This window comes from Janthinobacterium sp. LS2A (assembly GCF_036543145.1).
GTDB classification, from domain to species: domain Bacteria; phylum Pseudomonadota; class Gammaproteobacteria; order Burkholderiales; family Burkholderiaceae_D; genus Janthinobacterium; species Janthinobacterium aestuarii.
Window position 1 is genome coordinate 82,286 of record NZ_JAZHPB010000002.1, and the last position, 12,680, is coordinate 94,965.

A 12,680-nucleotide genomic window follows, 5' to 3' on the forward strand; every position below is an offset into this window, starting at 1 on the left:
AACGAGGTTACAAATGAACTTGCAAGCCAAATTGATGATGTCAGCCCTTTGTATCGGTGCATTGCCACTCGCCCAGGCCGCCGACTTTGAAGATTTCGGCAAGGTCGTGCGCGTCGTGCCGCAAGTCGAACAGATCAACCGTCCACGCCAGGAATGCCGTACAGAATACGTGCAAGTCCAGGCGCCGCCGCAACAGCGCAGCGCTGGCGGCTCCATCGTCGGCGGTATCGCTGGCGCCCTGCTCGGTAGCCAGGTCGGTGGCGGCAATGGCCGCACGGCCGCGGCAGCCGCTGGCGCGATTGCCGGCGCCGTCGTCGGCGACCGTGTCGACAACCAGAACAATTACCAGGGTGGCATGCAGGAACAAGCCGTCAAGCAATGCCGCCAGGTCGACCACTGGGAATCGCGCAACAATGGCTACCAGGTCACCTACGACTACCGCGGCCGCAACTACACGAGCATCATGTCCTACGATCCGGGCGAGCGCATCCGTCTGCGTGTATCGATCGAGCCCGCACAACAGTAAGAGTAGCAACCGGCCCATACCATGCCAGCCCCAGCGGCTGGCATTTTTTATGGCGCTCCGGCACGGGCTATAATGCGGCACACTTTCAGGCCGCCTTATGCTTATCAAACGAAAATCCATCGAACAAGTCGAATCCTCGCGCCCCGCGCGCAAGCCCCGCTACGCCCCTGTCACCCTGTCGGAAATGGATGGCGTGCGCTATCTGCATTTCGGCACGGAATGGGTGCAGGGCGCCATGCGCATCCGCAAGCCGGACTGGCCGGAACTCGAATACGCGCAGCAGATGATGGCGTGGATGCTGTGGATCGAGCAACCGCAGCGCCTCGCCCAGCTGGGTCTGGGCACGGCCGCGCTGACCAAGTTCTGCTACCGCCAGTTCCCGCAGGCGCAAGTCGAGGCCATCGAACTGAATCCGTCCGTCATCACCATCTGCGAATCGATGTTCAAGCTGCCGCCCAACGACGAGCGCCTGCACGTGCGCGAGATGGATGCGCTCGACTACGTCCACGACGACGCCAATCACGGCACCCTGGACGCCCTGCAGGTGGACTTGTATGACGCCACGGCGCGCGGTCCCGTGCTCGACAGCGCCGATTTCTATACCGCCTGCTGCGCCTGCCTGGCGCCGCACGGCATCATGACGGTCAACCTGTTTGGCGACCATCCCAGCTACGCGAAAAACATCAAGGCGATGAAGTTTGCGTTTGAACAGGTGATCTGCCTGCCGGAAGTCCATGATGGGAACGTGGTGGCGATCGCGTTCAAGACGAAAGTGGCACTCGATGCCGAAGCGCAAGCCGCCCTGCTCGAGCGCGCCAAGCAGATCGTCGCCGAGACCAAGCTGCCCGCCAAATCCTGGGTCAAGGGCATCGTCAGCACCCTGTAACCGCCGGCCTGTCCAGGCAAGGCCGGCAGCCTGGAAAGGCGCCGGCCATGCCCGCTTCCCCTCCCCCCTCTTCCACCTCGCCCGACACGCCGCTGGAACTGCCGCAACTGCTGGCCTGGCTGCAGGAAGACGGCTTGCTCGATGCGGTGCAGGCGGCCGCCATCGGCACCCAGGCCGCCCTGCTGCCGGCGCCGGCCTTGCATCCGCTGTGCAGCATCGCCCACGGCGCACTCACGCTCGACACCCTGTGCGCGTGGCTGGCGCAACGTTCAAGCTTGCCGTATGTGCGCATCGATCCCCTGCACATCGATTTCAGCCAGGTGGCCGACGTCATGACGGCCGGCTATGCGGCCCGTTTCAACATCCTGCCCGTGGAAAGCACGCTTGACCGCATCGTCATCGCCACGGCCCAGCCGTATGCGCTCGCCTGGCAGGCGCAGCTGGGGAATCTTGCGCCACGCAAGCTGAGCCTGGTCATCGCCAACCCGCTGCACATCGCCGACGCCATCGCGCAATTTTTCAGCCTGGCCAGTTCCGTCAAGGTAGCCCGGCAAGCGTCCACGCAAGACCTGGCGCTGCGCCACAATTTCGAACAACTGGTGGAACTGGGGCGCAACAAGAGCAGCCTCGACGCCAACGACCAGCACGTCGTGCGCATCGTCGACTGGCTGTGGCAATACGCGTTTGCCCAGCGCGCTTCCGACATCCATCTGGAACCGAAGCGCGACGCGGGCCTCGTACGCCTGCGCATCGACGGCCGCCTGCACCAGGCCTATCAATTGCCGCCCGTCGTGCTGCTGGCCATGACGGCGCGCATCAAGTTACTCGGGCGCATGGACGTGGTGGAAAAGCGCCGCCCGCAAGATGGCCGCATCAAGACGCGCAATGCGCAGGGCCAGGAAGTCGAACTGCGGCTGTCGACCTTGCCCACGGCCTTCGGCGAAAAGCTCGTCATGCGCATCTTCGACCCGGAAGTGGCCGTCAAGAGCCTGTTTGACCTGGGCTTTCCGCCGGCGGATGCCGAACGCTGGCGCCAGCTGACGGCGCGCACGCACGGCATCGTGCTGGTGACGGGCCCCACCGGCTCGGGCAAGACCTGCACGCTGTACAGCACCTTGAAGGCGCTGGCCAGCAGCGAAGTCAATGTGTGCACGGTGGAAGACCCCATCGAAATGGTCGAACCGGCCTTCAACCAGATGCAGGTGCAAACCCAGGCCGGCATCGAACTGTCGTTTGCCGATGGCGTGCGGGCACTGATGCGGCAAGATCCCGACATCATCATGGTGGGAGAAATCCGTGACCTGGCCACGGCCGAGATGGCCATCCAGGCAGCGCTGACGGGCCACCTGGTACTGTCGACCCTGCACACCAATGACGCGCCCTCGGCCGTCATGCGCCTGCTGGAACTGGGCGTGCCCGCCTATCTGCTGGAAGCGTGCCTGATCGGCGTGCTGGCGCAGCGATTGCTGCGCTGCCTGTGCGCGGGCTGCAAACAGCTGGACGACGCCCCCGACGCCGCGACATGGCAACGCCTGACGGGCGGCCAGCTGGAGCGGCCGGCCGCCGGGTACCGCCCCGTCGGTTGCGCCCTGTGCCGGCACAGCGGCTACCTGGGGCGTGCCGGCATCTACGAACTGCTGAGCGTGACGGAAACGTTCGGCCAGCTGGTCAAGGCCGGCGCCGACCTGCACGCGCTGCGCCGCCAGAGCATCCTCGACGGCATGACGCCGCTGCGCATCGCCGGCGCACGTAAAATCATCGATGGCACGACCAGCATCGACGAAGTGCTGAAACTCACGGCTGCCCTGCACTAGCCGACCAGCACTTTCTCACAGGAATGCTTGGCATTCTTTTTCAACTGATATATAATGCGGCCTCTTTCGGGTCGTTAGCTCAGCTGGTAGAGCAGCGGACTTTTAATCCGTTGGTCGCAGGTTCGAATCCCGCACGGCCTACCACGAATGCGCAGTACTAAAAAGCCCATCCTCACGGATGGGCTTTTTTCGTTTCCGGCCCCCACGGTTATACTGGCACTTCGTCTTGCCAGCCCTGAAAGAAACGCATGAAACTTGCTGCCACCCTCCTCCTGGCCACCGCCTGCCTGTCCGCCCACGCGCAAACGCAAACACCGATCGTGCTCGACGGCCAGTACAGTGCGCGCACGGACGAGATGAGCTTGGAGATCATCGGCAAGCGCGTCTGCTTCGCGCCCGACAAGGCGCAGTGGGGCCGTCTGCCCCGGCCTGCCGCCACGCACGATGTGTGGTTCTGTTTTTCCAACGATGGCGAGGCGCGCCGGCTGCTGCGCGTGCCCGCAGGCCAGGCCGACAATTGCGGCTGGCAGGCGCGTGCGCGCATCGTCATCGACAGCTATCAACCGTATGTGGAGCAAGGCGACGGCAACGACATGGCGCGCCTGGCGTCGGTGGTCAAAGTGGCGCAGCCGAACGCCATCGCCTGCGAGTAATCAGTCCAGTTCATACTCCTGCAGATAGCGGGCAAACAATTCCCCATCGGATAGCGGACACGCAAACCCCGCGCCCCAGTCGGCCAGCAGCAACTGCTCTTTCAAGGGCAGCAGCAATAGCTCGGGCATGGCGTCGCTGCACCACAGGTCGCACACGATGCCCTTGTCGTCCAGGCCGGCAAACAGGGTCTCCGTGTTCTCGCCACCAAAGGCCAGCACGTTCTTGCATTCCACGCGGTACGTGCTGTAGCCCGTGTAGACGGCGTCATACGGCGGCAAGGCGTCCGCCAGCGCCAGCCGCAGCTGTTCCATCGTGAGGCCCAGCGCGCCCATCTGCGACGGCGGCGCCTCGGGCACGTACATCTGCGTCCAGCCGGCGCCGCTGCGGTGCGCGTCGGCAAACGCCTCTTGCTCGCCCATCTGCGTCAGACAGTGCTGCAAGTTATCGAGCGGCAGCAGTTCGATCATGCAAAAATCGTCTTCGTGGTAGTACGCTTCCCGCATGTTTTAGTTCTCCAGCAAGTCTTGCAGTTGTACATTGCGCCGCGACGTCAGCCGGCCGGCCCAGGTCTCGCTCGTCACGGATGGATAGCGCACGGCGCCAAAGTTCATCCAGGCATCGCGGTACGCGAGCCACAGGCGCTGGGTGGCGCGGATGCCATCCTTGCTCACGGCGCCCGCATGGGTTTGCGCCGGCTTTTTCATCAGCTTGCCGTAGATGGCGTTGAGCTCCTTGTCCAGCGCTGCAGCCTGTTCCTTTGACATGCTGGCCGGCAGCTTGCCCGCTTCGTATTCGCGCAGATCGTGCGCCAGCAAATCGAGCTCGGCCGTACGGGCGGCGATGCTCAGGGCGGCGCGCGCCGTGCCGCTCAAGTCCGTTTCATTGGCCGCACGCGCATCGGCAAACTTGCTTGCCGCCGCCTGCAGCTTTTGCAGCGACGCTTGCGCCACGGCCGGCATTGCTTCGCTGACTTTGGCTGTCGCCTGCCCGCGCACTCTTTGTTTCTGGCGCGCATCGATGGCGCTGCACACGCCCATCATGTAGCCGCTCGTGATGTCGTCGCACAGGTCGATCATGCCGCGTCCGCTGGCATTGATCTGCTGCAAGTGCTCGATACGGCCCCGCATCTCGGCGGGCGCCGCATCGATGCTGCACGCATACTTGAGCGCCAGCAACGGGTCTTTTTGCACGCCCTGTCCATTCTGGTACAGCATCATCAGGACGGCGCTGTTTTGCGTAGCCATGGCGCATTGGCGCACGGGACGCCAGTCGGCCGGCTTGGGCGAGGACATACTCTTGGTATCGTAATACAGGTCCGTTGCCTGGCATTGCTGCAGGGACGCCACGGCCGATGGCGCCGGCAGGTCGGCGGGCGGCGGCGCCGCATCCTTGACCTTCAAGCAGCCTGCATACCAGGCCGTGCTTTCCGCGTGACCGACGCCCATGGCGCTCGTGTTCGGGTAGGGAGCGGGTGCGGCGGCAAAAACCGGGGCCGCCAGCAGGCAGCTCGCGCCCAGCAATATCGTTTTCAATAAGGGTAGACTAATTTTCATGGCCGGCCGAAGGTAGCGTCAGTAAAAGAACAAGTTTAACTGATCAGCCATGGCGCGTCCGCCCGATACGTGACCATCCCTCTTGGTAAGTAACGGTACCCAGCCTTGGCAGTGCAGGAAAGCATGGGCAATAATGTTGCCCGCTGTACTTTTTTCACTACTCCGGACCACGCCCATGACCTCACCCCGTCTTCGCCGTTCCCTCGGCTCCCTGCTGATCGCAGCGGCCTGTGCCTCGCTGGCCCAGGCCGCCGATACCAAAGCCACCACCCCAGTTGCCGCTACGCAAACGCAGGCCAGACACGCCATTACGCATGAAGACGTGTGGCTGATGAAACGGGTGGGCGCGCCCGTCGCCAGCCCCGATGGAAAGTGGGCCGTGTTTTCCGTGGTCGACAGCGCCTACTCTAGCCAAGAGCAATGGTCGGACCTGTGGATCAAGTCGCTGCTTGACGACAGCCCCGCACGCCGCCTGAGCTATTCCAAGGGCGGCGAAAGCGCCGTGGCCTGGTCGCCGGACAGCCGCCAGCTGGTCTTCGTTGCCAAGCGCGACGGCGATGACGCGGGCCAAATCTACCGCCTCGACGTGGCAGCCGGCGGCGAAGCGCAACGCCTGACCTCGCTCACCCTGGGCGCGCGCATGCCGAAATGGAGCCCGGACGGCAAGCAGTTGCTGTTCATCAGCGATATCTATCCAGGCAACAAGACGGAAGCCGACGTCAAGCAAAGCGCGAAAGAACGCAAGGAGCGCAAAGTCAGCGCCCGCTCGTATGAAACGACGGCACCGCGCTATTTCGACAAATGGCTGACCGACAAGCAGGTGCGCCTGTTCGTCGTTGATGCGCAAGCGGACGCCAAGCCGCGCGACATCCTGTCGGGCACGCAACTGGCCGCCCTGCCGGGCTTTGGCGGCGGCCAGGGCGACGAAGGACAATCACTGGACGCCGTCTGGACGCCGGACGGCAAGGCTGTCGTCTTCAACGCTGCCACCAACCGCGACGCGGCCCAGCGCGAAGCCGTCGTCTCGCAACTGTATCTGCTGCCCGTGGCCGGTGGCGAAGCGCAGCGCTTGACGCAAGACAAGCACAGCTATGGCAGCCTGAAATTCGCGGCCGACGGCAAGACCCTGTTCGCCCTGAGCGACGCGGAAACGCCAGGCAAGGTGTATGACGTGAAGCGCCTGGCCAGTTTCGCCTGGCCGATGAGCAACCCTGTCCCGACCATCCTTACAGCCAAGCTGGACCGTTCAATCTCCCGCTTCGTGCTGCCCGAAGGCGGCAAGCGCGTCCTCTTCAGCTATGAACATGCGGGCCTGGAAAAGCTGTACTCGATCGACGCCAGGGGTGGCGACGTGCGCGAGGAGCCATCCTTGCCGACGGGTACCATCAACTCGCTGAGCAGCGGCGGCAAGGCCCTGGTCGGTGTGTGGGAGTCGTCCATCAACCCGCCGGAAATCTATGCCTTCAACGGCAAGCAGCCGAAGCGCCTGACGTCATTCAACACGGACAAGGCCGATAAAATCGACTGGCAGGCTCCCGAGCACTTCTGGTTCACGACGGCGGACGGCCGCAAGATCCACAATATGCTCGTCAAGCCGGCCAATTTCGATCCGAACAAGAAATACCCGCTGTTTACCGTCATCCATGGTGGCGCGGCCAGCATGTGGCGCGACCAGTTCGTGCTGCGCTGGAACTATCACTTGCTGGCCAAGCCAGGCTATGTCGTGCTGCTGACCGACTACAAGGGTTCCACCGGCTATGGCGAGGAATTCTCGCGCTCGATTCAATTCGACCCCTTGAAGGGTCCGGGCGATGAAGTCAACCAGGGCGTCGATGAAGCCATCAAGAAATACCCATTCATCGATGGCACGAAACTGGCCGCCGGCGGCGCCAGCTATGGCGGCCACCTGGCCAACTGGCTGCAGGCAACCACCACGCGCTACAAGGCCATCGTCTCGCACGCGGGCGAAATGGACCTGATCATGCAGTGGGGCACCAGCGATGGCGGCTTCGGCCGTGAAACGAATGCGGGCGGCCCCGTCTGGTCGAACTTGCCCGTGTGGCGCGAGCAAAGCCCCATCATGCAAGCGGGCAACCACGAAAAAGGCACGGGTTTCACGACCCCGATCCTGATCACCGTGGGCGAGCTCGACTACCGCGTGCCGGCCAACAACGCCTTGATGAACTTTGCCGTGCAACAGCGCCTGAACGTGCCGGCGAAATTGCTGGTGTTCCCGGACGAAAACCACTGGATCTTGAAGGGCGAGAACAGCCGCTTCTTCTATAGCGAAGTCGAAGGATGGCTGGCTAAATATCTCAAATAAATCCTGAAACGTTCTTGATAAACAGAAGCCAGGCTCCGCACACGCGGGCCTGGTTTTTTTCATGCCGCTTGCGCGGCGCTCACGGCCGCCTTCTGGCGCTGGATCGCCAGCACCATCAGCGCGGCCACGAGGCAGGCGGCGCCGGCCGCGAACAGGGCCGGGTTGTAGGTCAGCATCAAGGTGCGGATGCGGCCCGCGCCATAGGCGGCCACGGCGGCGCCCAGCTGGTGGCCGGCGAAAATCCAGCCGAACACCATGCCCGCTCGCTCCCGGCCGAACGTGGCCCCCACCAGTTTGACGGTCGGCGGCACGGTGGCGATCCAGTCGAGGCCATAGAACATGGCGAACAGCGACAGGCCGTACAAGGTGAATTCCGAATACGGCAGCCAGAACAGCGACAAGCCCCGCAAGCCGTAATACCAGAACAGCAGTTTGCGGTTGTCATAGCGGTCCGACAGCCAGCCGGACAAGATCGTGCCGAACAGGTCGAACGCGCCCATCATGGCCAGCACGGACGCGGCCGGCACAGCGGACAGGCCCGAGTCGCCGCATAGGGAAATGAAGTGCGTCTGGATCAAACCATTGGTGCTGAGGCCGCAGATGAAGAAGGTGCCGAAGAGTATCCAGAAAGTGCGGTTCCCCGCCACGCTGCGCAGGATCACGAACGGCGTGGCAAACGTCATTTTTGCGGCCACTGGCGCCACCAAAGGCGTGGCTGGATCGGCGCCGTAGGGACGCAAGGCGATATCCTGCGGACGGTTGCGCATGCACAGGAAGGCCAGCACGGCGACGAGGGCGCAGGCGACGAACACGGGCATGACGGCCGTGCGCCAGCCGTAGTGTTCGATCAGCCAGGCGCCCACGGGCAGGAACAGCAGCTGGCCCGTGGCCGAACTGGCCGTCAGCACGCCCACCACCAGGCCCCGGTGCGTCTCGAACCAGCGGTTCGCCACCACGGCGCTCAAGACCAGCGCCGTCATGCCCGAGCCGAGACCCAGCAGGATGCCCCACAAGGCCACCAGATGCCAGAACTGCGTCATGCGCGTGGCCAGCAGCATGCCGGCAGCGATCAGGCCCAGGGCCACGCAGATGACGTTGCGCAAGCCGAAGCGTTCCATCAGGATGGCGGCAAACGGCCCCATCAAACCGAACAGCACGAAGCGCACGGCCAGGGCCGAGGAAATCTGCTCGGCATCCCAGCCGAACTCGCGGCTCAGAGGCTGCATCAACGCTCCCGGCAAGCCCAGCGCGGCGGACGAGGTTAATGCCGTGAGGAAAGTGATGGCGACGATGACCCAGGCAAAGTGCACGCCGCGCCGCTCCAGCCATTGCGAAAAGGGATAGGAAAGCATGCATTCCTCATGAGAAAAAGTAGATGCCGATCAGTGCCAGCCGACAGGATTTTTCTCATGTTATATTATGATCGTAATTTATACAATCAAAAAAAACTGGAGCCACACTGCTGCGTGCGGCTCCAGTCCTCGTTTTGAGACATGTGCGGAATGGGCTTATTTCACCTTCAAGCCATTCTTCACATCCGTCACGCCTTCCACGCCACGGGCCAGGTCGGCGGCTTTCTGCACTTGCGCCTGCGAAGGCACGAAGCCGCTGAGCATGACGACGCCGTTCACCGTTTCCACGTGGACGTCGAGCGCTTTCAAGTCATTGTCCTTGACGAGGTCAGCCTTGATTTTCGTGGTGATGACGGAGTCGGCCACGGCCGTCTTGGTGCTGCCGGCCGCGTTGCGCGTCACGCAGGCGGCCTTGGCCGTCGCATCCATGGCGTCGCAGTTTTCCTGCGTCGTGGCAGGCGCATTCTGCGCCACGTTGGTGCCGGCCCGGGCGCCCGTGTTGGCATCGGCCAGCGCCGCCGTTTTCGCTGCCTTGGCATCGTTCATGCATGTGGTTTTCTCGGCGCCGGTGCGGTCGCCGCATTTGGCCTTGGCCAGGTCATACTCGGCATCGGCGACGTCCTTGCGGGCCTTGCCCAGTTCGCGCGGCGTGTTGCGGTATTGCGCCACGGCATCCGATTCGGCCTTGGCGCGCGCCACCTTGGCTTCTTCCACGCAGACCTTTTTCGCGTTGCCGCTCTGGGCGTCACAGGCGGCCTTGGCCTGCTTGTAGTCGGCCGTTGCCTTGTCCGTCAAACTCTTGTACGAGGCATCCTGCGCATACGCTGGCGTGGCGGCAAGCAGGGCGCTGGCACTGGCGGCCAGCATGAGTGCGATCATTTTGTTCATGATGGTTCCTCTCTGGTTAGTTGATGCCCAGATTAGACCCCTGCCGGAAGCAAAGCTCCGTGCGACAGCACACGCTGACCGTTCATTCACATAAAAATCATCGTTTATTTGTCGCCGCTCAAGCCTTTTCGCCACAATACTTGCGCCTGTTCAAATATTGAAGCGGGCCCATCAAATACACCGGCGCCATCGGCCAGCGCCAGCCATGCCTGCGTGGCGTGGGAACCGCCTGCACCGCCGCCCGCAGCCTCGCCGCCATCGCGCACGCTGCGCATCCAGGCCAGCACATGCCGGTACTGCCCCGGGTGGCGCCCATGCATCCACGCCAGCGCCACGAGGTCCGCATAGCCCTCTTCGCGGCGCGTCTCGCGCAACTCCTGCGCCAGCGGTGTCAACTTGCCGCGCTGCATGCTGCGCGGCTCGACAAAGCCGCGTGGCAAAGCATGCCAGTCGCCCTGTGCATAGCGCTGGCAGTGGCCGATCTCATGCGCCGTCATCGCTTCCATCATCAGGCCGTGGCGCGCGGCCGGCACGCCCTGCAAGACACTGTCCGCCTGCGCATTGCCGCGCAAGGACAGCACCAGCTTGCAGCGCCCTGCTTCGTAGCCCAGCGCCAGCGGCACGGCGCCGGGCGCATCCTGCGGCTGCACGATGATATCGATGGGCAAGCCTTGCGCACGTGCAAACGCGATGACGGGTTGGCCCGCCTGCAGCCAGCGGGTTTCCAGATCGGTGAGCTGGGCGGCAGCCACGGCAGGCAAAGCAAGGGACACACTTAACAGCGGGAACAGTTTCAACATGGGATCAACAGGAGAAATGGGGATTTACTACTGCAGAGTAAGCGGTGAAAATATTTCCACAAGGAAAAACTGGCAACTTTTCATAAATAAAGACAAAAAAAACCGGCGCAGAGGCGCCGGCTTTTCAGACTGACAATAATCAAAGTCAGCTTATTTCTTCGCCGCCTGGTCCAGCGCGCGGGCCGTGACGAATTCCGGGCGGATATCGTTGGGCACGGCTTTCATCTTGTCGAGCGCCACCTGCACTTCAGGGCGGATGACCACGTACTTGCTCATCATGTCTTTCGCACGCGCATAGTCGCCCGTCGCCTCGATGGTCAAAAATTCGCGGTCCAGGTCGATCACGGCCTGCTTGATCTTGCCAAAATCGACGCCGAACTTGCCGTCGCCCAGCGAGACAAAGCCGCCCTTGTCGAGGATGTAATTCATCTGGATGGCCATGCCGCGCGCATGCGAATCCGTCAGGCCGAAATGCAGGGTGCGGAAACCGGAGGCAAGGAACGTGTTGTACAGCTTGCGCTCAGCCGCGTCGCCCTGGCCCAAGGTATCCTTGAGCTGCCCCTTGTCCATCATGTAGCGCAGCGCGAACAATCCCGTGATATCGGCCTTGGCTTCCTCAATGGTCGAATACGCTTCCTTCAAGTCCTGGCGCGGCGTCGATGGCTTGCCGTCGACGACGGTCGCGTGCGGGCCCAGGCCGTGCATGATTTCATGCGCGAGGATGTGCGTGAAGAAGGAATTGAAATCCACATCCTGCTGCGCTTCGGGCGTCAGTACCAGTTTCGAGATCGGCGTCAGGGTGGCCTTGAACTTGGCTTCCTGCACGTTTTTCAACATGACGCGCTTGGAGCCGCGCGCGCTGATGATGCGCTCGTCGTTCGGCAAGTTGTAGGCAGCCGTCTGCACGGCCATGTTGCCGTCGCCAGCGCCATACACCTGATTGACCACCACCATCGGCGCCAGCGCGCCCACCTTCGGGTTGCGGTACCGGGCGTCGAGCGGCAGGTTGTCTTCCAGTTCCTGCATGTGCTTGGCGAAGAAGTTCAGCTTCTGCGTTTCCGCCTGGTCGCGGATGTTCACGTACGCTTCGAACGCGGCCTTGTAGCCGAACAGCTCATCGTTATACGTCTCGTACGGGCCGATGGTGATGTCGACGGGCGAATCGAGGTCCATCCAGGCGAAATCGGACGGCAGATAGTCGTTGTCGAGGAAAGCCTTGGCGCGCAGGGTGAGGAATTTCTTCAGCGACGCGTTATCCGTGGCGGCGGCAGCTTCATCCAGAAGCTTCGCCAGCTGCTTGAGTTCCACCTTGTATTCGTCCGAATACTTGACGGTCTGGTATTTTCCATCCTTGCCCGCGCGAATCGTCGTGAAGAACCATTGCGCCTGCTGCTTGTCCTCTGGCGACAAGCCATTCATCCACGTTTCCAGGCTGGCCTTGGTGGCGCCCTGCGGATAGAAATTGCCCGCTTCCGGCTTGTGCGCGGGAATGGCGATACCGGCATAGCTGGCCGGCATGAACGAGGCGTGCGCGTCGAGCACCGACCAGGGACCTTTATTGATCCAGAAATAGTTCAAACGGGCATGTCCCAGCTTTGATGTGTCCTTCTTCAATGCCGCCCACAGCGCTTCATTGCCGGACCAGCGCTGGCGCAGCTGCAGCACGTCGACCAGCTTGGCCGCCTCGACCAGCTTGGCGATGGCCTGGCGGTCGCCGGCAGACAGATGCGTGACATCGGCCGTCAGCGCAACGGGCGCATAGCGGGCGCTCATGGCCGCCAGTTGTTGCGCGGTGGCCGGGGCTGCCGGCGTTGCGGCACAGGCGCTGCCGACGGCGGCAGCCATCAGCAGGGGGAACAGGATACGTTTCATGGGGACCTCAGC

The 12,680-nt window shown here is 62.8% G+C and carries 11 protein-coding genes and 1 tRNA gene; 6 read left to right on the forward strand and 6 right to left on the reverse strand.

The annotated features are described in order from the left end of the window. Window positions 1-13: 13 nt before the first annotated feature. The 5 genes from V3C40_RS06210 (at window position 14) to V3C40_RS06230 (ending at window position 3,879) form a co-directional block, all read left to right on the forward strand. A complete protein-coding gene (locus tag V3C40_RS06210; RefSeq protein WP_034785134.1) occupies window positions 14-526 on the forward strand; it encodes a glycine zipper 2TM domain-containing protein in 513 nt (170 codons plus the stop codon). Between the two features lie 97 nt (window positions 527-623). Further along, a complete protein-coding gene (locus V3C40_RS06215; RefSeq protein ID WP_331776893.1) occupies window positions 624-1,412 on the forward strand; it encodes a spermidine synthase in 789 nt (262 codons plus the stop codon). Between the two features lie 47 nt (window positions 1,413-1,459). Beyond that, window positions 1,460-3,226 (forward strand): GspE/PulE family protein, encoded by a 1,767-nt coding sequence (locus tag V3C40_RS06220; RefSeq protein ID WP_331776894.1) that lies wholly within the window; start codon window positions 1,460-1,462, stop codon window positions 3,224-3,226. A gap of 68 nt (window positions 3,227-3,294) precedes the next feature. Continuing rightward, a tRNA-Lys gene (locus tag V3C40_RS06225) sits at window positions 3,295-3,370 on the forward strand. A gap of 104 nt (window positions 3,371-3,474) precedes the next feature. Continuing rightward, window positions 3,475-3,879: a hypothetical protein gene (locus V3C40_RS06230; protein ID WP_331776895.1), complete on the forward strand. Its 405-nt coding sequence runs from the start codon at window positions 3,475-3,477 to the stop codon at window positions 3,877-3,879. On the opposite strand, the gene V3C40_RS06235 is transcribed toward V3C40_RS06230, so the two are convergent. Next, window positions 3,880-4,383, reverse strand: coding sequence for a hypothetical protein (locus V3C40_RS06235; protein ID WP_219327671.1), 504 nt, complete (start codon window positions 4,381-4,383; stop codon window positions 3,880-3,882). A 3-nt stretch (window positions 4,384-4,386) separates the two neighbouring features. Further along, window positions 4,387-5,433 (reverse strand): lysozyme inhibitor LprI family protein, encoded by a 1,047-nt coding sequence (locus V3C40_RS06240; RefSeq protein ID WP_331776896.1) that lies wholly within the window; start codon window positions 5,431-5,433, stop codon window positions 4,387-4,389. A gap of 175 nt (window positions 5,434-5,608) precedes the next feature. On the opposite strand from V3C40_RS06240, the gene V3C40_RS06245 reads away from it, so the two are divergent. Next, on the forward strand, window positions 5,609-7,756 hold the full coding sequence (locus V3C40_RS06245) for a S9 family peptidase (RefSeq protein ID WP_331776897.1): 2,148 nt from the start codon (window positions 5,609-5,611) through the stop codon (window positions 7,754-7,756). 59 nt (window positions 7,757-7,815) lie between these two features. Here V3C40_RS06245 and V3C40_RS06250 read toward each other — a convergent pair whose 3' ends face one another. The 4 genes from V3C40_RS06250 to V3C40_RS06265 all read right to left on the reverse strand — a co-directional run bounded on the left by V3C40_RS06250 (window position 7,816) and on the right by V3C40_RS06265 (window position 12,668). Beyond that, the gene (locus tag V3C40_RS06250) at window positions 7,816-9,108 is read right to left on the reverse strand and encodes an MFS transporter (RefSeq protein ID WP_331776898.1); all 1,293 of its coding nucleotides are present in this window, start codon (window positions 9,106-9,108) and stop codon (window positions 7,816-7,818) included. 156 nt (window positions 9,109-9,264) lie between these two features. Then, the gene (locus V3C40_RS06255) at window positions 9,265-9,996 is read right to left on the reverse strand and encodes a BON domain-containing protein (RefSeq protein ID WP_331776899.1); all 732 of its coding nucleotides are present in this window, start codon (window positions 9,994-9,996) and stop codon (window positions 9,265-9,267) included. A 104-nt stretch (window positions 9,997-10,100) separates the two neighbouring features. Next, window positions 10,101-10,796 carry a hypothetical protein gene (locus V3C40_RS06260; protein ID WP_331776900.1) on the reverse strand — a complete coding sequence of 232 codons (696 nt, stop codon included), beginning with the start codon at window positions 10,794-10,796 and terminating at the stop codon, window positions 10,101-10,103. Between the two features lie 150 nt (window positions 10,797-10,946). Further along, window positions 10,947-12,668 carry a dipeptidyl-peptidase 3 family protein gene (locus V3C40_RS06265; RefSeq protein ID WP_331776901.1) on the reverse strand — a complete coding sequence of 574 codons (1,722 nt, stop codon included), beginning with the start codon at window positions 12,666-12,668 and terminating at the stop codon, window positions 10,947-10,949. Between the last annotated feature and the right edge of the window lie 12 nt (window positions 12,669-12,680).